22 protein-coding genes are annotated in these 21,469 nt (G+C 69.4%); 8 read left to right on the top strand and 14 right to left on the bottom strand.

Annotation, left to right across the window (positions count from 1 at the left end; all coding sequences use genetic code 11):
• Nucleotides 1-45: 45 nt before the first annotated feature.
• The 6 genes from paaE to LFM09_RS12815 form a co-directional block, all read right to left on the bottom strand.
• The gene (paaE, locus tag LFM09_RS12790; RefSeq protein ID WP_414096618.1) at nt 46-1,086 is read right to left on the bottom strand and encodes a 1,2-phenylacetyl-CoA epoxidase subunit PaaE; all 1,041 of its coding nucleotides are present in this window, start codon (nt 1,084-1,086) and stop codon (nt 46-48) included.
• Between the two features lies 1 nt (nt 1,087).
• Entirely contained in the window at nt 1,088-1,579 is a 492-nt protein-coding gene (gene paaD / locus LFM09_RS12795; protein WP_414096619.1) for a 1,2-phenylacetyl-CoA epoxidase subunit PaaD, read from the bottom strand.
• The gene (gene paaC, locus LFM09_RS12800; protein WP_414096620.1) at nt 1,576-2,460 is read right to left on the bottom strand and encodes a 1,2-phenylacetyl-CoA epoxidase subunit PaaC; all 885 of its coding nucleotides are present in this window, start codon (nt 2,458-2,460) and stop codon (nt 1,576-1,578) included. Before paaC ends, paaD begins: the two co-directional genes overlap by 4 nt.
• A 63-nt stretch (nt 2,461-2,523) precedes the next feature.
• The gene (gene paaB, locus LFM09_RS12805; protein ID WP_414096621.1) at nt 2,524-2,808 is read right to left on the bottom strand and encodes a 1,2-phenylacetyl-CoA epoxidase subunit PaaB; all 285 of its coding nucleotides are present in this window, start codon (nt 2,806-2,808) and stop codon (nt 2,524-2,526) included.
• A complete protein-coding gene (gene paaA, locus LFM09_RS12810; RefSeq protein ID WP_414096622.1) occupies nt 2,805-3,743 on the bottom strand; it encodes a 1,2-phenylacetyl-CoA epoxidase subunit PaaA in 939 nt (312 codons plus the stop codon). Before paaA ends, paaB begins: the two co-directional genes overlap by 4 nt.
• A gap of 9 nt (nt 3,744-3,752) precedes the next feature.
• Complete coding sequence (locus tag LFM09_RS12815) at nt 3,753-4,184, bottom strand: DUF3592 domain-containing protein (protein ID WP_414096623.1); 432 nt, start codon at nt 4,182-4,184, stop codon at nt 3,753-3,755.
• Between the two features lie 78 nt (nt 4,185-4,262).
• On the opposite strand from LFM09_RS12815, the gene LFM09_RS12820 reads away from it, so the two are divergent.
• Nucleotides 4,263-5,495 (top strand): isochorismate synthase, encoded by a 1,233-nt coding sequence (locus LFM09_RS12820; RefSeq protein WP_414096624.1) that lies wholly within the window; start codon nt 4,263-4,265, stop codon nt 5,493-5,495.
• Nucleotides 5,496-5,566: 71 nt separating this feature from the next.
• Here the strand turns inward: LFM09_RS12820 and LFM09_RS12825 are convergent, their stop codons facing one another.
• Nucleotides 5,567-7,069, bottom strand: coding sequence for a M1 family metallopeptidase (locus tag LFM09_RS12825; RefSeq protein WP_414096625.1), 1,503 nt, complete (start codon nt 7,067-7,069; stop codon nt 5,567-5,569).
• Nucleotides 7,070-7,123: 54 nt separating this feature from the next.
• On the bottom strand, nt 7,124-8,698 hold the full coding sequence (menD, locus tag LFM09_RS12830) for a 2-succinyl-5-enolpyruvyl-6-hydroxy-3-cyclohexene-1-carboxylic-acid synthase (RefSeq protein ID WP_414096626.1): 1,575 nt from the start codon (nt 8,696-8,698) through the stop codon (nt 7,124-7,126).
• Between the two features lie 55 nt (nt 8,699-8,753).
• Here menD and LFM09_RS12835 point away from each other — a divergent pair, with 55 nt between their 5' ends.
• The 7 genes from LFM09_RS12835 (at nt 8,754) to LFM09_RS12865 (ending at nt 15,430) form a co-directional block, all read left to right on the top strand.
• Nucleotides 8,754-9,671: a hypothetical protein gene (locus tag LFM09_RS12835; protein WP_414096627.1), complete on the top strand. Its 918-nt coding sequence runs from the start codon at nt 8,754-8,756 to the stop codon at nt 9,669-9,671.
• Nucleotides 9,668-10,489, top strand: a complete 822-nt coding sequence (locus LFM09_RS12840) for a hypothetical protein (protein WP_414096628.1) — start codon at nt 9,668-9,670, stop codon at nt 10,487-10,489. The genes LFM09_RS12835 and LFM09_RS12840 overlap by 4 nt, the downstream gene beginning before the upstream one ends.
• Nucleotides 10,486-11,388, top strand: coding sequence for a hypothetical protein (locus LFM09_RS12845; protein ID WP_414096629.1), 903 nt, complete (start codon nt 10,486-10,488; stop codon nt 11,386-11,388). The genes LFM09_RS12840 and LFM09_RS12845 overlap by 4 nt, the downstream gene beginning before the upstream one ends.
• Nucleotides 11,389-11,399: 11 nt before the next feature.
• Entirely contained in the window at nt 11,400-12,302 is a 903-nt protein-coding gene (locus LFM09_RS12850; protein ID WP_414096630.1) for a 1,4-dihydroxy-2-naphthoyl-CoA synthase, read from the top strand.
• Nucleotides 12,303-12,310: 8 nt separating this feature from the next.
• Nucleotides 12,311-13,348: an o-succinylbenzoate--CoA ligase gene (menE, locus tag LFM09_RS12855; RefSeq protein ID WP_414096631.1), complete on the top strand. Its 1,038-nt coding sequence runs from the start codon at nt 12,311-12,313 to the stop codon at nt 13,346-13,348.
• Nucleotides 13,349-13,424: 76 nt separating this feature from the next.
• Nucleotides 13,425-14,510, top strand: a complete 1,086-nt coding sequence (locus LFM09_RS12860; RefSeq protein ID WP_414096632.1) for a hypothetical protein — start codon at nt 13,425-13,427, stop codon at nt 14,508-14,510.
• A 47-nt stretch (nt 14,511-14,557) separates the two neighbouring features.
• Nucleotides 14,558-15,430 carry a 1,4-dihydroxy-2-naphthoate polyprenyltransferase gene (locus tag LFM09_RS12865; protein ID WP_414096633.1) on the top strand — a complete coding sequence of 291 codons (873 nt, stop codon included), beginning with the start codon at nt 14,558-14,560 and terminating at the stop codon, nt 15,428-15,430.
• Between the two features lie 3 nt (nt 15,431-15,433).
• On the opposite strand, the gene LFM09_RS12870 is transcribed toward LFM09_RS12865, so the two are convergent.
• The 6 genes from LFM09_RS12870 to LFM09_RS12895 are packed head-to-tail and all read right to left on the bottom strand — an operon-like array spanning nt 15,434 to nt 21,455.
• Complete coding sequence (locus LFM09_RS12870) at nt 15,434-15,835, bottom strand: hypothetical protein (RefSeq protein ID WP_414096634.1); 402 nt, start codon at nt 15,833-15,835, stop codon at nt 15,434-15,436.
• The gene (locus LFM09_RS12875) at nt 15,835-16,284 is read right to left on the bottom strand and encodes a hypothetical protein (protein ID WP_414096635.1); all 450 of its coding nucleotides are present in this window, start codon (nt 16,282-16,284) and stop codon (nt 15,835-15,837) included. Before LFM09_RS12875 ends, LFM09_RS12870 begins: the two co-directional genes overlap by 1 nt.
• Nucleotides 16,284-17,267, bottom strand: a complete 984-nt coding sequence (locus LFM09_RS12880) for a hypothetical protein (RefSeq protein ID WP_414096636.1) — start codon at nt 17,265-17,267, stop codon at nt 16,284-16,286. The genes LFM09_RS12875 and LFM09_RS12880 overlap by 1 nt, the downstream gene beginning before the upstream one ends.
• Entirely contained in the window at nt 17,264-17,683 is a 420-nt protein-coding gene (locus LFM09_RS12885) for a hypothetical protein (protein ID WP_414096637.1), read from the bottom strand. Before LFM09_RS12885 ends, LFM09_RS12880 begins: the two co-directional genes overlap by 4 nt.
• Nucleotides 17,683-21,153 (bottom strand): hypothetical protein, encoded by a 3,471-nt coding sequence (locus tag LFM09_RS12890; protein WP_414096638.1) that lies wholly within the window; start codon nt 21,151-21,153, stop codon nt 17,683-17,685. The genes LFM09_RS12885 and LFM09_RS12890 overlap by 1 nt, the downstream gene beginning before the upstream one ends.
• The gene (locus LFM09_RS12895; protein WP_414096639.1) at nt 21,150-21,455 is read right to left on the bottom strand and encodes a hypothetical protein; all 306 of its coding nucleotides are present in this window, start codon (nt 21,453-21,455) and stop codon (nt 21,150-21,152) included. The genes LFM09_RS12890 and LFM09_RS12895 overlap by 4 nt, the downstream gene beginning before the upstream one ends.
• Nucleotides 21,456-21,469 lie beyond the last annotated feature (14 nt).

The following is a 21,469-nucleotide window of genomic DNA, read 5'->3' on the forward strand; positions in this document are numbered from 1 at the left end:
GCCACATGGACCATATGGTCTCAAAGGAGTAACGAGCTACTCCGCTCAGGCGTCGAAGTCGACCGTCACGCACTCGCTGGTCGGCAACGCCTGGCAGGTCAGCACGAACCCGGCGTCGACCTCGGACTGGTCGAGCGCGTAGTTGCGGCGCATCTCGACCGAGCCGTCGGTGACCAACGCCCGGCACGTGCCGCAGACACCGCCCTTGCACGCGAACGGCAGGTCGGCGCGGACCCGCTGGGCGGCGTCCAGGATCGGTTCGTCGGCGGGCAACGGCAGGGTGGTCGACTTGCCGTCCAGGATCACCGTCACGGTCGCGGCGGCGTCCACCACGGCCTCCTTACGGCGCGGAGGCGGCGGGGGCTCGTCGACGTAGAAGAGCTCGTGGTGCACGCGGTCTGTGGCAACGCCGCGTTCGCGCAGGACGGCCGTGGCGTCCTGGACCATCTCGTACGGGCCGCAGAGCCACCACTCGTCGATGGCGTCGAACGGGACGATGGTGCCGAACAGGGCCGTGAGCTTCTCGGCGTTCAGGCGGCCGGTGAAGAGCTCGACGTCGCGCGGTTCCCTGGACAGGACGTGGACCAGCTGGAACGTGGCCGGGTAGCGGTCCTTCAGGTCGGCCAGCTCGTCGGCGAACATCACCGTGTTCGTGCTGCGGTTGCCGTACAGGAGGGTCACGCGGGCGCCGGTGGCCAGCACGGTCGCGGCGATCGACAACGCCGGGGTGATGCCTGAGCCCGCGACGACGAAGCCGTGATGGGTGCCCTTGCCGGTCGGGGTGAACTTGCCCAGCGGAGGCAGGACCTCCACCACGTCGCCGGGGGAAACGCGGTCGACGAGCCAGGTGGAGAACAGGCCGTCGTCGACGCGGCGCACGCCGATGCGCGGCGCGGCGCCGGCGGGGGCGCAGATCGAGTACGAGCGGCGTTCGTCGCCCTGGCGCAGGGTCAGGTACTGGCCCGCGGTGAAGGCGAAGTCGTCGGCGATGTCGGAGGGCACGTCGAACGTGACGGCCACGGCGTCGTCGCAGAGGCGGTCGACGCTGGCGACCGTGAGCTTGTGGAAGGCGGCGCGGCGCGACAACTCAGATCTCCTTGACGTGCTCGAAGGGCTCGGAGCAGGCGTTGCAGCGGCGGAGGGCCTTGCAGGCCGTGGAGCCGAACCGGGAAATCTCCGACGTGTTGAGCGAACCGCACTGCGGGCAGGCGACCTGACGCGACGGCGGCACCAGGTTCAGCGGCACCGGGCCCGCCACCGACGGGCCGAGGCGCGACGGCGGTGCGATGCCCGCGGCAGCCAGTTTCGAACGGCCTTCGGCGCTGATCCAGTCCGTGGTCCAGGCCGGTGAGAGCGACAGGCGCACCTCGACGGCTTCGAAACCGGCCTGCAGCAACGAACGGCGCAGGTCGGCGCCCATCTCGTCGATCGCGGGGCAGCCCGAGTAGGTCGGGGTGATGGTGACGACGACGCGACCGTCCTCTTCGGACACCTCGCGGAGCACGCCGAGGTCCGCCAGGGTGAGGACCGGGAGCTCCGGGTCCCGCACGGCCGACGCGATCTCCAGCGCGGTGGTCACCAGACGGCTCCGGGCAGCGAGCGGTGCAGGTGCTGCATCTCGGCGATCAGGTAACCCATGGCCTCGGTGTGCACGCCGTCGCGGCCCGCCATGCCCGCGACGCGCGCGGCCTTCGTGTCGGCTGGACGCGTGAGACCGGAGGCGTGGAGAACAGCCTCCAGCACACCGTCCACTTCGGACCGCAGTGACGCCGGGTCGACCGCGACACCCGTCAACGAGGCTTCCACGGCGTGCGTGGCGAACAGCTCGTCGACGAACGGCCACACGCGCTCCAGACCGGCCTGCATGCGGCGGTGCGACTCGTCGGTGCCGTCACCGAGCCGGACGGTCCACTGCGCCGCGTGGTCGCGGTGGTAGGCCAGCTCTTTGAGACCCTTCTCGGCCACGGCGGCCAGCACCGGGTCCGCCGAGCCACGCAGGCGCGAGAACAACGCCAGCCGCCACGACGAGAACACCAGCAGGCGCGCGATGGTCGTGCCGAAGTCGCCGCCGGGGCCGGGTCCGCAGTCGATCTCGGCGAGGTGGACGTTGCGGAACTCGCGTTCGTCGCGCAGGTAGGCCAGCGAGTCCTCGTCGCGGTCCAGGATCTCGCCGGCGCGGGTCAGCAGCATGCGGGCCTGGCCGAGCAGGTCCAGGGCGATGTTGGCGAGCGCGATGTCCTCTTCCAGCTCCGGGGCGCGCGAGCACCACTCCGAGAGCCGCTGCGAGAAGATCAACGCGTCGTCGCCGAGCATCAGGCAGTAGGCGGCGAGCGCGTCCTTGTCGACGCCAGCCGGGAACTCCCGGTTCACGCCGGAGAGAGCCTCCGAAAATCCGGTGCCGAAGGCCCAGTGCGCGTCCTCGTGGCCGAGGAGCGACTCGTAGGCGTTGTCAAAGCTCATAGCGCTGCCCGTTCATGGGGGACGCGTTGTCACTGTGTTTTGCGGGACACCCGCACCCGAGTTTCATAGGTGCGGCACGTCCTCGGGAATCGAGTAGAACGTCGGGTGCCGGTAGACCTTGTCGCCCGAGGGCGCGAAGAACGGGTCCTTCTCGTCCGGCGAGGAGGCCGTGATCTGCGTCGCGGGCACGACCCAGATCGACACGCCCTCGTTGCGGCGCGTGTAGACGTCACGGGCGTTGCGCAGCGCCATCTCCGCGTCCGGCGCATGCAGCGAACCGACGTGCACGTGGTTCAGGCCGCGCTTGCCCCGCACGAACACTTCCCACAGCGGCCAAGACGTGCTCACGCGGCACCTTCCTTCACAGCCTGCTTCTGGGCGTGCTCCTGGGCGGCCTCACGGACCCAGGCGCCGTCCTCGTGGGCCTTGCGGCGGTGGGCGATGCGCTGCTCGTTGCAGACGCCGCCACCCTTGACGACCTGCCAGAACTCGTCCCAGTCCGGCGCGCCGAAGTCGTACTGCCCGCGCTCTTCGTTCCACTTGAGCTCGGGGTCGGGGAACGTCACGCCGAGCGCCTCGGCCTGCGGCACGCTCATGTTCACGAACTTCTGCCGCAGCTCGTCGTTCGTGTCGCGCTTGATCCGCCACGCCATCGACTGCTCGGTGTTCGTGGACTCCGCGTCCGGCGGGCCGAACATCATCAGCGCCGGCCACCACCAGCGGTTCACCGAGTCCTGCACCATGTCGCGCTGCTGCTGGGTGCCGCTCATCATCGTCATGAGCAGCTCGTAGCCCTGGCGCTGGTGGAACGACTCTTCCTTGCAAATGCGGATCATGGCGCGCGCGTACGGCCCGTACGACGTGCGGCACAGCGGCACCTGGTTGCAGATCGCGGCGCCGTCGACGAGCCAGCCGATGGTGCCGACGTCGGCGTAGGTCAGCGTCGGGTAGTTGAAGATCGAGGAGTACTTCTGGCGGCCCTCGATGAGCTTGGTCGTCAGGTCCTCGCGGTCGGCGCCGAGCGTCTCGGTCGCCGAGTACAGGTACAGGCCGTGCCCGGCCTCGTCCTGCACCTTGGCCAGCAGGATCGCCTTGCGCCGCAGCGAGGGCGCGCGACTGATCCAGTTGCCCTCCGGCTGCATCCCGATGATCTCGGAGTGCGCGTGCTGGGCGATCTGCCTGATCAGGGTCTTGCGGTAGCCGTCGGGCATCCAGTCGCGCGGCTCGATGCGCGATTCAGCCTGCACCGTGCGCTCGAAGCGCAGCTCCAGGTCATCCGCCATGCCCCGATGTTACACCTGAGTGCCGAATCTGCGTAGAACTGTCACAACCCCTGCGATGACGATCCAGACGACCACGAGGAACGTTCCGACGGGAAGCAGGCTGAGCACGGCGGTCCGGCCCGCGACGCGCGTCAGTTCGGGGTTCGCCCGGTCGTACTCGACCCGCACGTTGTCCCCGGCGTTGAGGCCCGACGGGTACAGGACACCCTGCTGCGGGATGATCACGCGGCCGTCCGGTGTGGCGTAGCGCACAACCGTCCGGTTGAAGGTCACCGCCTCGACCTGCGCGACCGCCTGGCCCATGTTCCGCTCGATGGCCATGTCATCGCGCCAGCAAGCGAGGGGCAACAGCACGCAGATGAGCGTGACCACCCCGCCGACCACCAGCAATGCGCGACAGACCGCTCGGCGGACGCGTACGCCGCGCGGCGGCTTGGTCACTGCGTCCTCCACCACAACTGAGAAGTCTAGAGCCGGGCGGGTGCCGCACTTTCAGGTTGAGGTCCATACAGTCGGGACGTGACCTCAGCACCCACATCGCGAGCACGGCAGCGAATCCGCGTCCGGTCGAGGCGGGACACCGCCGGTGACCTGCTCGGATTGCTGCCAGACCCGGAGCACGCGCTGGCCTGGGTGCGCGACGGGTCCGGCCTGGTCGGCTGGGGCGAGGCAGCGCGGCTGGAGGTCAGCGGCCCGGACCGGTTCGCCCAGGCCGACAAGTGGTGGCGCGAGTTCGTCTCCCACCTGGACGTGGACGACGAGCTGGGGCTACCCGGCAGCGGCCCCGTGGCGTTCATCTCGATGGCTTTCGCCGACTCCCCCGGCAACTCGGTGCTGATCGTCCCCGAGGTCGTCGTCGGCCGCCGCAACGGCGAGCAGTGGATCACCACGATCGGCGCCGCGGACACCGCGCCGCACGTCCCGCCGCTCTCCCGGCCCTCGACCGTGCGCTACGCCAACGGCCAGCTGCCGGTCACGCAGTACCGCGAGGTGGTGCGCGAGGCCGTCGCACGCATGCGCGGCGGCGAGCTGGACAAGGTCGTGCTGGCGCACGATCTGGTCGCCGTCACGGACAAGCGGCTCGACCAGCGGTTCGTGCTGCAGGGGCTGGCTCGCCGATATCCCGAGTGCTGGGCCTACGCCGTGGACGGGCTCGTCGGCGCCACGCCGGAGTTGCTGCTGCGGCGGACCGGGTCTGTGGTGGATTCGCGAGTGCTGGCCGGTACGACGTGGCCGCACGACGGGGTTTCGGACGAAGAGCTGGCTTCGGCGTTGATGTCCTCGGAGAAGAACCTCGAGGAGCACGACTACGCGATCACTTCGCTCGCGGAGACCTTGCGGCCCTTTTGCACGACCATGTCGGTCGAAGGGCCGTCTGTTCTGCGGCTGCCGAACGTGTCGCACCTGTCTTCCGACGTGATCGGGACGTTGTCGTCGTCCACGTCGTTGCTGCATCTCGGGGAGGCTGTGCATCCGACTGCTGCGGTTGGCGGGACGCCTCGGTTGGACGCCACGACGTTGATCTCGCAGTTGGAGGGGATGGATCGCGGGCGGTACGCCGGGCCGGTCGGGTGGATCGACGGGAACGGGGACGGGGAGCTCGGGATCGCGTTGCGGTGTGCGCAGATCAGCGGGTCGACCGCTCGGTTGTTCGCCGGGTGTGGGCTGGTTGCCGACTCGGATCCGGACAGTGAGGTTCAGGAGGCGCACGCCAAGATGCGGCCGATGCGCGAGGCGTTGGAAGGGCTGTAGAAACGCTGACGCAGGGGTCCCCTCGAACTGGGAACCCCTGCGTCATAACGTACGCAGCTGGTCTGACAGTTTTACTTGTGCGCGTCCAGCAGCTCGTGCGTCAGCTGGATCTTGGCGCGCGACTTCGGCTCGGCCTTCACCGACAGCGACTTGGCGGCGACGTCCACTGAGCGGCCAGGCGCCTCGGCCGGCTTGCCCTTGGTGAAGAGCCACGTCTGGAACAGCTCGTCCAGCTGCTGCCCCGACACCCGCTCCGCCACCGCGATGAACTCCTCGACGGTCGCGTCGGAGTACTTCTTCTCCGCCACCCACGTGCGCAGGATCTGGAAGAACTTCTCGTCACCCACGGCCACACGCAGCGCGTGCACGGTCAGCGCACCGCGGTCGTAGACGGCGCCGTTGAAGATGTTGCCGGCACCGGGCTCGCCGGGCAGGACGTCCCAGAACGGGCTGTCGGCCGGGTAGCTGTCGTAGACGAAGTCGGCGTTCTCCTGGGCCGTGCCCTCACCGATGTGCTCGGACCAGAGGAACTCCATGTAGGAGGCGAAGCCCTCGTTCAGCCAGATGTCGCGCCAGTGGTGCACGGACACCGAGTCGCCGAACCACTGGTGGCCGATCTCGTGCGCCACGACGTAGGTGTTGGCGCCGCGGCGGAAGAACGCCGTGTCGTAGGTCGGGCGGGTCTGGTTCTCCAGTGCGTAGCCCAGGTCCGGGGTGACCACGCCGCCCTGTGCTTCGAACGGGTAGGGGCCCAGGTTCTCCGCCAGGAACTCGGTGATCTCGGGGGTGCGTTCGATGCTGGCCTTGGCGGCGTCGGCGCTCTCGCCGAGGCGCTCGGAGTACGCGTTGAGCGACGGCTGACCGGACGGGGTCGTCGACTGGCGGATCTCGAACTGGCCGATCGTCAGGAACGTCAGGTAGGTCGCCTGCGGCTTGGTGCTGCGCCAGTTCCAGCGGGTGTAGCCGTTGATCTGGCGGGTGGTGCCGACGAACGTGCCGTTGGAGATCGCCTCGACGCCGTTGGGCACGGCCACGTTGACGTCGAAGGTGGCCTTGTCGGTCGGGTGGTCGTTGGACGGGTACCACCACGCGGAGATCTCCGGCTCACCGATGGCGAGGGCACCGTCGGTGGTCTTGGTCCACGCGGTGAAACCGTTGCGGTCCTTGACCTGCGACGGCACGTCGGCGTAGGTGACGACGATCGTCAGGTCCTGGCCCTTGCGCACGCCTCCGCGCGGGGTGAGGGTCAGCTCGCCCTCGTCCGACACGAACGAGGCCGGCGCGTTGTTGACCCGGACCGACTTCACCTTGAGCAGGAAGTCCAGGTTGAACTGCGTGAGGTTCTCGGTTGCCTTGGCCAGGATCGTCGTCGTGCCCGACAGCTGGTCGCCGTTGGGGTTGTAGTTGAGCCTGATGTCGTAGTGGGAAACGTCGTATCCGCCGTTGCCGTACAGGGGGAAGTACGGGTCGTCAACGCCGGGTGCACCCGGAGACGCCGCCAGCGCCGTCCCCGCGAAAAGCGTCATCGCGGCCGCGGACGCCACCGCGGCCGTCGCCTTGGATCTGATCGACATGCGCGGGACGGTAACCACACCGATTGAGGCGTGAACACCGACTTACGTAGGTTCCTACCTGCCGAAAATGGTTGACACAGTCGACTTGAGACGTTGGTGCAGCGCGCGCAGTTCGTCTCTTTTTGCCTGCACTTCGACCACTTGGATGCCCTTTGGCGACGCAAGTGCGCTACGGAACTCCTCCGCGTTGTCCACTTTGGAGTGTGTAATTCGGTAGCCCGCGCACAAAGCGGTCAGATCCGTGCCGTGCGGCGTGCCGAAAATCCTTTCGAAACTTCGGTCGAACTCCGGCGCACCCTGTTCCAGCAACGAAAAGATGCCACCGCCGTCGTCGTTGAGCACGACGATGGTCAGGTCGGGCCGGTGGTCGGCCAGCAGACCGTTGCTGTCGTGCAGGAACGTCAGGTCGCCCATCAGCGCGTATGCGGGTGCGCCGTGGGTCACCGCCAGCCCGATCGCCGTGGACACGCTGCCGTCGATGCCCGCGACACCGCGGTTGGCGTGGATCACGACGTCCGCCCGGCGCTCACCTGCGAAGTCGACGTCGCGGATCGGGTTCGAGGACCCCACGAACAGCATCGCGCCGGAGGGCAGCGCCTGCGTGAGGTCACGCGCGACGTGCAGACCGGTCGGCCACGGCTCGGCGTCCAGCAGCTCGTCGACGGCCACGCTGACGTTCTTGACCGCCGACTGCCAGGCCTGCACCCAGTCCTGGTCAGGAGCCGCCGGCACGGGCAGCCAGGTCGACGCGCGGGTGGCGGTGAACTGCACGTCCGGCCACTCGGACTGGTCACCGACGGCGTGCACGATCTCGGTGTTCTTCAGCAACGACTGCTGCCCCCGCGACAGCGTCACCCTGCCGACGACCAGCACCGCGTCCGGCTGGAGGTGCTCGGGCAGTCCGGCGTTGAGCAGCAACGAACCATGACGCAGGCCGTGCGGCGCGGTCGGCTCGGCGATCACCGGCCAGCCCAGCTCGGATGCGCGTCGCAACCGCTCGGGCCGGTCGTCGCCGAGCAGCACCAGCGTGCGTGCGGGCAGGGCGGACGGCCTGGTCTCGACCGTGAACGTGCGGTCCGTCGTGGTCCACGGTCCGGTGCGCTCCGAGGACGGCCACGCGTCGTCGTCCGGCGTGAGCGGCGGCCGGAACGGAACGTTGACGTGCGAGGGCCCGTCCGTCGCGATGGCCCGGCAGATCAACGACCGGGTGGTCGGCTCGTCGGCCGCCTCGGGCATGTGCAGCGTCGGGATGCCCAGCAGATCGTGCTGGTTGATCGTCTGGCTGGAGCCGGTCCGGTAGAGGTCGACCGGGCGGTCGGCGGTCAGCGCGATCAACGGGACGTTCGTGTGGCTCGCCTCGATCACGGCGGGGTGCAGGTTCGCCACGGCGGTGCCGCTCGTGCAGGTGACGACGGCCGGCGTGCCCGTCTTGGCGAGGCCCAGCGCGAGGAATCCGGCACTGCGCTCGTCGATCCGCACGTGCACCGTGAGCAGGCCCTTTCGCTCGGCCTGGTGGAGGGCGAACGACAACGGGGCGTTGCGCGAGCCGGGGCACAACACGACGTGCCGGACGCCGTTGCGCACCAGCTCGTCGACGATCACCCTCGCCTGCACAGTTGACCCGTTCATCCGTCGATTGTCCCAGGTGTGCCTCGCTACCCTGCTGAGAACGGGGGTGGGGTGGATGACAGACGAGCCTGAGTTACGCGCGAAACCCGAGCTGCTCAACGACCTCAGCGGCACCAACTACGGCAACGTCGTGCAGGCGGGCCAGATCAACGGTGACGTGTACACCTCGGTGCACACCACCAACAACCACGTCGTCCAGCCGACGAGCCCTGCGCCTGTACTCGGCCCGCTGGACCGCTGGCTGGCCACCGCGGGTGGGCTGGCGATCGGGCTCGGAGTCCTCGTCTTCCTCGTGCTGACGGGCCGTGCGGGCGGCAGCTGGCCGCCGTTGCTCGGCATCGGCGCCTCGGCCGACGCGTCGTTCAACTCGGGTCTGGGAGCGGGGCTGTGGTTCGCGTTCTGGCAGGTGTGGACGGGCTGGGACCTGCTCAACCGCAGGTGGCAGTGGCACGGCAGGGACCGGCACGTCGCCCAGGTCGCGCTGTGGTTGTCGCTCGTCCCGGTGTACGTCGCGGTCGGCGTGCCGGCGGTGTGGGTGGTCTTGTTCCTCGTCGCGGCCGCCATCGCGCTCATTTCGCTGCTGCACGGTCCGCGGCAGCTGCACCCGCGCTGGTTCACGGCCGCGGCTGTGGTCGCCGTCGCGTCGCTCGGCTGGTTCTGGCCGGAGTTCGGGCTGCTCTGGTCCCAGGACAACACCTCGGTGGTGTGGCAGGTGCTCGGCACCGCACTGCTGCTCCCGATCGTCGCGGTGCCGGTGTACGCGGTGCTGACCGCGTCCGCCGACCACGCCGCCCGCGTGCTGCGCGGCTGGTCGTTCTGCCTCGCCGTCAAGATCGCCGTGACGCTGGTGATCATGCTGGACGCGGTGCCGCTGGTCAGGGTGCCGGGGAACACGCTGATCCTGGTGGCCTGCGGGGTCGCCGGCATGCTCGTGATCGCGCGGAACGTGCGGGTGAACGGCGCCGAGGCATGACCGGGGAACCGCAGGTGCACAACGAGGTCAGCGGCGCGGTCCACGGCAACGTGGTGCAAGCCGGTCAGGTCCGCGGTGACATCACCAACACGGTGAAGAACATCAACAACGTCCACCAGAACTCCGTCGCGCCGATGGCGTTGCCCCAACTGAATCCGTGGCTCGTCCACGCGGGCGTGCTCGCGGTCCTCGCCGCCGCCGGCATGGTCTGGGTGGCGGGCACCACCGAAAACCAGTGGGAGTTCGTCGGGATCTTCTTGGCGCTCTGGCTCGTGTGGTCGGCCTCGGACCTGTGGATCCGCAAGCGCCAGGCACGGCAGGCAGCGAGGAACTCGGCGCAGTTCGCGCTGTACGTCTCGTTGATTCCGTTCAACGCGGCGGTCGGCGTATCGCTGGTGACGCACGGGTTGTACCTGGCAGCGGCCGGCTCGGCGTTGATCTGCCTGCTGTGCAGTCCGATGACGCTGCGGCGTCGACCGGTCGTCGCTGTGCTGACCGGGGTCGTTGCCTGCGCGTGTTGGTACGGGCCGCAGTTGGCGTTGCTGTGGGGCGACCGCATCGACGCATCGGTGCTGTTGAAGATCTTCGGCGCGATCGTGCTGCTGGTGGTGATCGTGCTGCCGGTGCACGCCGTGCTGACGGCTCCCGGCGAACGGGCGGCAAGAGTGCTGCGGAGCTGGGCGTTCTGCCTCTTCGTCGCGTCGACGGCCACGAGATTCCTCAGCGGGGACAACTCCGGGCCGGTCATCGGGTGGGCGCCGCTGCTCGGTGTGATCGGCATGCTCGTGCTCGCCGGACACGTCAAGGACAAACCGTGACCAACGAGCCCGGTGAGGTCACCGGCAACGCGATGCAGGCGGACGAGATCCAAGGCAACGTGGTCAACCACGTCGAGAACATCAACAACTACTACGTCGCGCCGCCACAGCCAGAACAACGGCTCGACCCGTGGCTCGTCGCCGCCGGTGTGATCGCGCTCGCGGCCGGCATCACCGTGATCATCACGCTCTTCGGCACCGACGAGAAGCTGCCGCCGCCGGTCGGCGTGGGCCTGATGCTGGAGCGGAGGTGGTTCATCGGCTCGGACATGCGGGAGTCCACCACGATCACGGCGATCTGGTTCGGGATCTGGCTCGTGTGGTCGGGAGTGGACCTCGTCAACCGGCACACGCAGGCGCGTCAGCGGGAACGGCAGACGGCTCAGGTCGCGCTCTGGCTCTCGTTCATCCCGATCTACGTGGCGCTGGAGGCGCCCGCAGTCTGGCTGGTGGTGTTCGCCCTGGCCACGATGTCGTCGGTGATGGCGCTGGTGCAAGGTCCGCAGTCGCTGCAGCCGCGCTGGGGCGCAGCAGTTCTCGCCGGGGCCATCGCGGCCGTGACCTGGTACGCGCCGGAACTGACCGTGCTCTGGAGCGAGCGGGCCGACCCGACGCCCGCGGTGGGGCTCGTCGGGACGTGGGTGATGCTCGCGATCATCGTGATTCCGGTGTACGCGGTGCTGACCGAGCAGGCACGTGGTGCGGCGCGGGTGCTGCGGAGCTGGGCGTTCTGCCTCACCGCCAAACTCGTGGTGAGCGGGGCCCTGCTGCTGATCTACCCGCGGGACGCCGACGAGGGGGCGTCGATCGTCTCGCTGTGGCTGCCGGCGTGCGGGGTCATCGCGATGCTGATGCTCGCCGGGAGCGTCCGGGCGAAGGTCTCAGCCGAGGGCGCCTAGAGTCTCGACTCGTGGCAGATCAGGAGCTCTTCGACCCGTCGTTGTGGAAGTCCGTGGAGGGCTTCGACTTCACCGACATCACCTACCACCGCGCGATCGACCAGGGCACGGTCCGCATCGCGTTCAACCGGCCCGAGGTGCGCAACGCGTTCCGGCCGCACACCGTGGACGAGCTGTACCGGGCGCTGGACCACGCGCGCATGTCGTCCGATGTCGGGTGCGTGTTGCTGACCGGCAACGGGCCGTCGCCGCGGGACGGCGGCTGGGCCTTCTGCAGTGGCGGTGACCAGCGGATTCGCGGGCGCAGCGGGTACCAGTACGCGTCCGGCGAGACCGCCGAGACGGTGGACCCGGCGCGGGCGGGGCGGCTGCACATCCTGGAGTGCCAGCGGCTGATCAGGTTCATGCCGAAGGTCGTCATCGCGGTCGTGCCGGGGTGGGCGGCCGGTGGCGGGCACAGCCTGCACGTCGTGTGCGACCTCACGATCGCGAGCGAGGAGCACGCGAAGTTCAAGCAGACCGACGCGGACGTCGGCTCGTTCGACGGCGGCTACGGATCGGCGTACCTGGCGCGGCAGGTCGGGCAGAAGTTCGCGCGCGAGATCTTCTTCCTCGGCCGCGAGTACTCCGCCGAGGACATGCACAAGATGGGCGCGGTCAACGCCGTCGTGCCGCACGCCGAGCTGGAGACCACGGCGCTGGAGTGGGCGCGCGAGATCAACGGGAAGTCGCCCACGGCCCAGCGGATGCTCAAGTACGCGTTCAATCTGATCGATGACGGTCTGGTGGGACAGCAGATCTTCGCCGGCGAGACGACCCGGCTCGCGTACATGACCGACGAGGCCGTCGAGGGCCGTGACGCCTTCCTGGAGAAGCGCGCCCCCGACTGGTCGAACTACCCGTACTACTTCTGATCGCCAAAATGATCATGTTCGACGAACTGCGCGCGGCGCTCACGGGTGGCGAGCCGCTGGTGGACGGCCCGCTCGACGGCTGGGAGAAGCGGGCCGTGCTCGGCGTGCCCACCTCCGGGTCGACGGGCGAGCCGAAGACCGTGCTGCTCGACGCTCAGGCCCTCACCACATCGGCCGAGGCCACCCACGAGCGGCTCGGCGGGCCCGGGACGTGGCTGCTGGCGTTGCCCACCAGCCACATCGCCGGGGTCCAGGTGCTGGTCAGGTCGGTCGTCGCCGGCACCACGCCCGGCGTGCTCGACATGTCCAAGGGCTTCCGGGCGATGGGGTTCGCACAGGCCGCCCGGCCGGTGCTGGCCCAGCCCGGCCGGCACTACACGGCCCTGGTGCCGACACAGCTGTCCCGGCTCGTCGTGGGCGAGGGACCGGGGCTCGCGGCGCTGCGGCAGTTCGACGGCGTGCTGATCGGCGGGGCCGCCACCCCGCCAAAGCTCCTGCAGCAGGCGCGCGCTCTGGGTGTGCAGGTCGTCACGACGTACGGCATGAGCGAGACAGCCGGTGGGTGTGTGTACGACGGGGTGCCGTTGCGGGACGTCCGGCTGCGCACCGACGACGTGATCGAGATCAGTGGGCCCGTGCTGGCGCTGGGTTATCGGGGCGTTGCTGAGCCGTTCGGCGAGTGGTTCCGCACCGGCGACCTCGGGCGGCTGCGGGACGGGCGGCTGGAGGTGCTCGGGCGCGCGGACGACGTGATCGTCACGGGCGGCGAGAAGGTGCCTCCGGTGCTGGTGGAACGAGCTCTGGCGACCGTCGACGGCGTGCTGGAGGCGTGTGTCGTCGGCTTGCCGGACGAGGAGTGGGGCCAGGTCGTGGCCGCTGTTGTCGTTGCGCGCGGGGTCGAGCCGTCTCTCGATGACCTGAAGGCCGCGGTGGCGGAGTCCGTGGGGCGGGCTGCGGCGCCGAAGCTGGTGCGGTTCGTGTCGGAGCTGCCGTTGCGCGGACCGGGCAAGGTCGACAGGTCAGCGGTGGCTGACTCCTTTAGGTGAACCTTTACCGCTGAGGACAACTCTCCCCGCGAAGCGCGCGGACCCCACCGCGCGCAGCAGCGATGGGGGTTTTCTCATGCGCTACCTGTTACCGCTGGTCGTCGGGGCCACCCTGACAGTCGGGCTGGCGGCCCCTGCCCAGGCAGCCACGAACGAGTGGTCCGCGGACGTCGGCGGCCACACCGTCTCGTGGGGTGGTTCCCCGCGGATGGGCCTGATCGAGCTCGGGTCGCACAGACTCGCGCAGCCCGCCAACACGGTCACGGCGGCGGTGACCGGCGATGGTGTCGTCGACGTGCGCGGTCTGCGTCCGGACGGACAGTGGACCGAGTGGCTGGAGGCGCCGGCCACGTTGCCGGTGACCACGTCCACCGTCCAGACGCGCGTGGTTTTGAGCAGTGGCAAGGCATCGCGAGTCAAACTGACCGCTTCTCGGACTCCTGCCGCGGACGAGGTTTCCGCGATGGCGGCTGGGCGTTCGTACCGGGTCTACGCGACGCGTGAGGGTCTGGTCGGTGGCACGACGGCGAACGGGCACACGATCCGTTCGCGCGACCACTTCGTGGCGTTGCCGTCGCGGCGTGGGTTGGCGGGCAGGAACTCCGGCAACTACAGCGTGCAGGTGTGCGCGTCGAACGGGCGTTGCGAGTGGGCGCCGGTGTGGGACGTCGGCCCGTGGAACACGAAGGACGACTACTGGAACCCGTCCGCGACGCGCGAGATGTGGAAGAACCTGCCGCAGGGCAAGCCCCAGGCACAGGCCGCCTACCAGGACAACTACAACGGCGGTAAGGACCAGTTCGGACGCGAGGTCCTGAACCCGGCGGGCATCGACCTGGCCGACGGCACGTTCTGGGACGGCCTCAAGCTGACCACGAACTCATGGGTCACCGTGACGTACCTGTGGACCGGCTCCGGTCCGGTTGGGACGGTGCGCACCGCGGCGGCCAACGGGACCGTGAACGTGCGCAGCGGCGCGAACTCCTCGACCGCGCAGGTGGGTCTGGCGGCGAACTACGCGCAGGTCAGGGTCACGTGCCAGCTGACGGGCGAGTCGGTTTCCGGCACTCAAGGCACGTCGAACGTCTGGTACCGCATCGCATCGGGCAAGCACGTCGCGAAGGCGTACGTGGCGGGTGTCAGCGGCGCACCTGCCTGCTGATCACCCCCTTTGGCGGGTCCTCAGCACCCATGGCGGAGGATGAAGGCATGGCCTCAGTCGTCCAGTGGGTCCAGGGGACCCGCCCGCGCACCCTGCCGAACTCGATCGCCCCGGTGATCGTGGGCGCCGCGGCGGCACACCACATCGACGAGTTCAAACCGCTCTACACCGCGCTCGCGCTCGTCGTCTCGATCGCGCTGCAGATCGGCGTGAACTACGCCAACGACTACTCCGACGGCATCCGCGGCACCGACGACAACCGGGTGGGACCGTTCCGGCTCACCGGGTCCGGTGCCGCAGAACCGTCTTCCGTCCGGCTGGCCGCGTTCATCTCGCTCGGGATCGGCGCGCTGGCCGGGATCGTGCTGGTGGTGCTGTCCGGGTACTGGTGGCTGCTGGCGTTCGGTGCTGTTTGCCTTGCGGGAGCGTGGTTCTACACCGGCGGCAAGCGCCCGTACGGCTACGCGGGTCTCGGCGAGATCGCGGTGTTCCTGTTCTTCGGACCGGCCGCGGTGCTGGGCACGCTGTACGTGCAGTCCGGTGAGATCACGGGGATCGGCATCGGTGCGTCCATCGCGATGGGGTCGATCTCGGCCGCCGTGCTGGTGGCGAACAACCTGCGGGACATCCCGACGGATGCGGTGTCGGGCAAGCGAACCATGGCCGTGGTGCTGGGCGACAAGGACACCCGGCGGCTGTACCTCGCGCTGGTGGCCGTGCCGTTCCTGATCGCGCTCGGGATGACCGTGCGGGTGCCCTACGCGTTGCTCGGATTCCTTGCGGCGCCGGTGTTGCTGCCCGCGGTGCGGCGGGTTGCGTCCGGCCGTGGCGGGCGTGAGCTGATCCCGGTGCTGCAGTTCACCGGGCTCGCGATGCTCGCCTGGGCGATCCTGGTCAGCACCGGGTTGTTCCTGGACTGAGCGCTACCAGGCGTCTTCGGTGAACTGAGTCGGTTCGTCTTCGTCGCGTCGCACGGGCCTGCGCGGAGGCGGCGGCGGGGCGGTCTCACCCTTGATCAGCTCGTCGAGCTTCGCGCGGTCGGCTTCGAGTGCCGCGCGCACCAACGGGTCGTGGCCCGCCTCGCCCGTGAGGACCTGACGCCAGCTCAGGCCTGCGCCGCGGGCGATGCGGTCGGCGAGCTGGCGCATCGCCGGTGACGCGTCGCTCGACTTGGCGAACTGCATCACCCTGCGAACGTCCTCAGTGGACGGTTCTTTGCCCCTGAGGTTCTGCTGGGCGGCCCGCATCGCGCGATCGACGTCGGCGACCGCGTTGGCCAGGAAGCCTTCCGCGGCAAGGATGTCCGAGGTGCGCCAGGCCGTCATCACCACTTGTCCTCCGCGAAGATGTCGGGGTCGTTCTCGTCGCCGTCGTCACCCCGGCCTCTGCGCGGACCCTGCGCGTTCATGATCTCGTCCGGGGACATGCCCTCCTGCAGCATCTGGAACGCCTGCTTCATCTTCTTGACGTTCTCCTGCTGCATGGCCTGCACGTCCGGGTCGTTCGCGGCCTTGCCGGAGACGACGTCCTCCCACGAGAACTCGCCCGCGTCCACCTTGCGCTTCAAGGCTTTCAGCTGCTCGGGCGCGTCCTTCTCCTGCGCCGCCCGCTCGACCTGCTGGGCGATCGCCTTGAAGTCGATCGGCGGGATCGGCGGCAGCGGCGTGTCCTTGAGCCGGTTCGCGAGGTCCTGCGCCTCCTTGAACCGCGCGTCGACCTGAGCCTCGGCGGCACGCAGCTCCGGCGTCTTCCAGCCGTCGTTCGGGGTGGTCATCAGTTCTCCCTCGCGAAAAGTCCCCGCTGGATCGGCCTGACCTCGTCACGGACGTCGCTGAGCTCGGCACGCGACGCGAGCGTGCGCCACTGCCGGAAGTCTACTTCGGACAATCCCAGCCGCTGGGCGGTTTCGTGGTTCTCACCGAGGAAGTGCAGCACGGCCTGGTCACCCATGATGCCGACGATCTCGAACGCTTCGTCGCGGTACGTGCAGAGCTTGCGCACGATCGCGAGGTCCTCGACGACCGCGTTCGGGACCTCCAGGTAGCGCGCGCCGTTGCCCTCGGTGAAGTCCTGCGGTGCGGGCTGCCCGGCCAGCGGGTGCAGCGTGACCTCGCCGGGCGCCGGCCCGAAGTCGATGTCGAACTCCTGCCCGCGGTACCGGCCCGTCAGTCCACGCCGGACAGTCGGCCGCAGCGGAACCGGGGCCTGCCAGTACCTTCCCGACCCGAACCCGACGTCACCGGTGGGAATCCAGCCGGTCTGCCGGTTGAGGTACTTGCCGACGCTGCGCCCGTCCCCGTTCGGCTCGAACCGCCACAGCTCCGTGCCCGCCGGGAGTTCCGCGAGCTCCATGACGTACTCGGGGATGGGGTTCGCGCTCGGGGTGTAGCCGGTGCCGGTGAACGGGACCGGGTAGACGCGGCTCGTGCCCATCTTCTGCGCGCCCTCGATCGTGGGCCCGCCGAAGCTGGTGTCGAAGATCTCCGTGGTGTGCGCCAGGAACCGCAGCAGGTACTGCGTGCCCTTCGGCCAGTCCGCGACCTTGTCGACGCCGAACGCCTCCGCGAACTGGTCCGACGTGCCCTGCGGGAAGTCCTGCCCGCGCGTCACGAACCCGGCCGCGCGGTGCGGCTCGAACTTGCCCGGCACCACGACGTTACCCAGGTAGAGCTGCGCGATCGCGGGGTGCACGATCATCTGCAGGATGGTCTCCGGCCCGATGCCGGCCGCCTTGCGCACGGCCTGTGGGGTGCTCATCCCGGGTTCTTCTCCTTCCACCGCGCCAAGAAGTCGGTGCGGTCGACCTGCACGTCCTCCAGCTCGTCTGTGGCGAGCGTGGCACGGTAGCCGTTGTACTGGTCGCCTTCGAGCCCGTTCTGCGCAGCCCAGACGTACTCGCCACCGGCGTACCCCGCCTCGGCTGTGTCGCCTTCGGTGGCGATGACGTTGAACGGCTGTCCGCGCCACGTCGCCGTCATCGTCTCTTGGTACCAGGCGTCGAGGTCGCTGATCGGCACGGTTTTGAAGTGTCTGTCGCCGTACGTCTCGAAGCCCTCGTTGTTGGCGTAGGTGGTGCCGGGGATCTTGCGGATCCAGACTTCTCCGGGGCCTTCACTGCCCGCGAAGTAGACCTCGCCGCGGTATTCGGCCATCTCCTGCGAGTACTTGGTCATCAGAGTTTCGTCCAGCCGTGCTTGCGGTCGTACACAGCATGCAGGCTCTCGGTGCCGTCCGCATTCACCTGCCAGATCTCGGCGCGGTCGGGCAACGGCGTGCCACCGTCGACGCGCCACTCCGGCAACCCACCCATCGTGGAGCCGGTGCCGGTGAACGGGTCGTACCCGTCATACGGCTTGGCCGCACCACCCGCCGCCGCCATCTGCTTCTGGCTCGCCTCGTAGTGCGCCTGCTCCTGCGGCGACTGGTACTCGCTCTCCTGCCGCGGCCCGAACGTGTTGAAGTCCGGCACGTCCTTCTTCGGCCCGCCGAACGGCACGTTGTGGGCGCCGATGTTCTGGTCGGTGACCTGGTAGCGGAGCTGCATGGCGGACTGGGCGTTCTCGGGGATCGGGGTCCAGCCCTTGCCCTTGTCGTCCAGCGCCAGGCCGTCCCTGAGGCCTGCCGGCGTGTTGATGGGTGCGACGTCCTGGCCCCTGGCGATCGAGCCGCCCATCTGGTTCTGCCAGTCGGCCTGCTTGGTGCCGGGCGCGTGCGGCTGGTCGGGCAGGTAGGTGCTGAGCGCGCCCTGGTTGAGCGCCTTGGTGACGATGTCGCCGGTGCCGACCTGGATCTGGTTGCGGATGTCGGCGACGTGCTGCGCCTCCTGCGGGCTGAGCTCGGTGGAGAGCTTCTGGCTCAGCTCGACGTACCGGTCGCGGTCCGCCTGGTTGGGCAGCATCTGCTCCAGCTGGTGCTGGTAGCCCTGACCTTGCGCGGCCATGGCGGCGGCGTCGAAGTGGCCCTTGAGGTCTGGGCCGCTGGGGGTCTGGGCGGCGCCGTTCTGGTCGGCTTGGCCTTCGGTGGCCGGTGCCGCTTCGTCGGTGTGGGGCTTGGGGTCGGTGTCGGTTGGGGTGTGGTCGGGTTGGGGGTCTGGGGCCGGCTTGCCGTCTTCGGCACCGCTGGTGTCGGTGTCGTTGGGCTTGTCGTCGGTGTCGGGCTTGTCGTCGTGGGGCTTGGTGTCGTCGTGCGGCTTGGTGTCCGCGTCGTGCGGCTTCGCGTCATCGTGGGGCTTCGCGTCATCGCGGGGCTCGGCGTCGTCGCGGGGCCGGGTGTCCGCGTCGTGCGGCTTCGTGTCCGCGTCGTGCGGCTTCGGGCCGCCGTCGTTTGGCCTCGCGTCGGTGTCGTGAGGCTTCGCGTCGGAGTCGTGCGGCTTCGTGTCGTCCGGTGCCTCGTGCGGGCGCGTGTCCGTCGAACCGTTGGGGGTGGTGTCGTGCGGACGCGTCCCAGACTGGTCGTTCGGGGTCGTGTCGTGCGGCCGCGTGCCACCGTCGTGTGGCGTGGCACCTGAACCGGTGGTCGGGGTCTCGTGGCTGGGCGGCGAGGGCAGGGTGCTGCCTGCACTCGGGCTGGGGTGTCCGGGAGGCGAGGGAAGTCCACCGCCTGAACCAGACGGGGCCTGGTGACCCGTGCTGGGGCTGTCGTGGCCGGGAGGCGACGGCAAGCCACCACCCGAGCTCGGCGGAGCCGGAAGACCGCCACCGGAACTCGGCGGAGTCGGCAAGCCACCACCCGAGTTCGGCGGGGTCGGAAGTCCACCGCCCGCACTGGACGGAACCTGGTGACCGGTACTGGGGCTGTCGTGGCCAGGAGGCGACGGCAACCCGCCACCGGAACTCGGCGGAGTCGGGAGACCGCCACCGGAGCCTGGGGGCGTCGGGAGACCGCCAGAGTGCGGCGGCGTCGGAAGGCCACCGCCCGAGTGCGGAGGAGTCGGCAAGCCGCCGCCCGAGCTGGGCGGGGTAGGAAGGCCACCACCGGAGCTCGGCGGAGTCGGAAGTCCACCGCCCGAACCAGGCGCGGTCGGAAGGCCACCGCCAGCGTGCGGAGGGGTCGGGAGACCGCCACCGGAGCCCGGCGCGGAGTGCGTACCGCCTGGCGTCGGGTGGGAGTCACCCGTGCCCGAAGGCGAGGTGTGCACGCCCGGCCCACCGGGCGTGGGCCGAGAACCGGCCGAGCCGGAACCCGCCCCGGTGCCAGCACCAGAACCGGTGCCAGGACCAGAGCCGGTGCCCGTGCCGGTGTGACCGGGAGGCGTTGGCAGACCCGAGCCGGGGGTGGGCGGCGTGGGCAGCCCGGTGGGGCCTGCCGGGCGCGGGGTGGGCGTACCGCCGGGGGTGCCGAAGCCCCCGGCTGAGGAGCCTGGACGGGAGCCGCTGCGGGACGTGTCGCCACCACCACCGGGTGGCATGGCGCCGCCCATCGGCATCGCGCCACCCATCGGGGTCGCGTGGTGGGACGGTGGGGCCGTTGCGGCACCTGCGCCTGCGGTGTGGGTCAGGTCCGGACGGGGTGGAGCAGCCGGGCCCGCAGAGCTCGGGCCACCGGATCCCGTCGGGACACCGGCACCGCCGTGGCCGCCGGTGGGCACGCCGCCTGGGCCGCCAGCACCTGAACCACCGGAGCCTGCGCCAGAGCCATCAGAGCCGAGCGACGGCGGCGCGGACACGGCCGGGCCGGTTGCGGCTGCGGCGTGGGTGGCGGGCGCGTCGGGGCCGCCGTTCAGGGTCGGAGGAGCGGAGACCGGGGCGCCGCCAGGAGCCACGGCGGAGACGGCAGCAGGCTTTGTCTCGTCGGAAGAGCCGGGTGGCGTGTAGACCTCGCGGACCTTCGAGCCGATGTCGCGGCCGCGGTCGGCGATTTCGGTGGCCGAGTCCTTGATGGACGAGAAGTCGTCGTGGATGTCGTTGACGGCGTTGCGGACGTCGCGACCCGCCTCGGCTACCTCCTGGGTGGCGTTCATCGCCTCGGCCAGGGTGTCGGCATCCTTCAGCTTGCCGATGGCGGAGAAGACGCGGCCTACGGCGTCGAACAGGGCCTTGACGTCGGTGATCAGCTTCTTGACCGTGTCGATGATGTCCATGACGCGGCGGTAGATCTGGTAGGCGTTCCAGACCATCTCGGCGGCCTTGATCCAGCCGGCCAGCGGGATCCAGACGGTGGCGGCGGCCTCGAGCAGCTTGTTGACGAGGTAGTCGAGCAACCTGGCGGCCTGCTTGCCCAGGGCCTCGGCGCCGGAAGCCACGGTCTCGAAGCCCTTGGCGATCAGCTGGGCGACGCCCATCTCGGCGAGCAGGCCGGCCTTCCAGCCGAGGGCGATGTACTTCTCGTGGGCACGAGCAGCGTCGCCGTCCCAATGCACCCGCACCTTGCCGACCGCGTCGGTGAGGTTGTACGAGACGTCGTTCATCGCGTTGCCGACCATGCGCCACGCGTCGGCGTCGGCGCGGATCTTCGACCAGTCGCCGGTGATCGGCGTGATGATCGTGGCGACCAGCGACTCGCCGGTCACGGCCTCGAACACCCAGTTGACCGCCTGGACGCCCCAGCCCTGGTCGGCCAGGACGTCGTTCAGCGAGGCTCTGTCGATCTCCGGCTGCTGCAGGGACGCGGCGACCGGGCGCGGGTCCCGATACGAGGTCGTCACTTCAGGAGTCCTTCGAAGATCGACATCTGAGCGCGGTCGACGGCCTCGTAGACGGTGGCCGTCGCGTCCACGGCGGTTGCGGCGCCCTCGAGTTTGGACTTGCCGAAGTCGAGGGTCTCGTCGAACAGCCCCCGCACGATGTCCACGCCCGGCTGCAGCAACGTCAGCAGGCCCGTGAAGCCGCTCTTGTCGCATGCCGTGGAGTGCACGTACTTGCGGATCGTGTCGAACTCTTGCGCCTCGGTGCGCAGGTACTCGGCGTACGCGCGCAGCTCGGCCGCGTCGGTGGACAACGACGACACAGCGTCCCCCCTGC

The organism is Lentzea alba, from assembly GCF_047445655.1.
Classification (GTDB): Bacteria; Actinomycetota; Actinomycetes; order Mycobacteriales; family Pseudonocardiaceae; genus Lentzea; species Lentzea alba_A.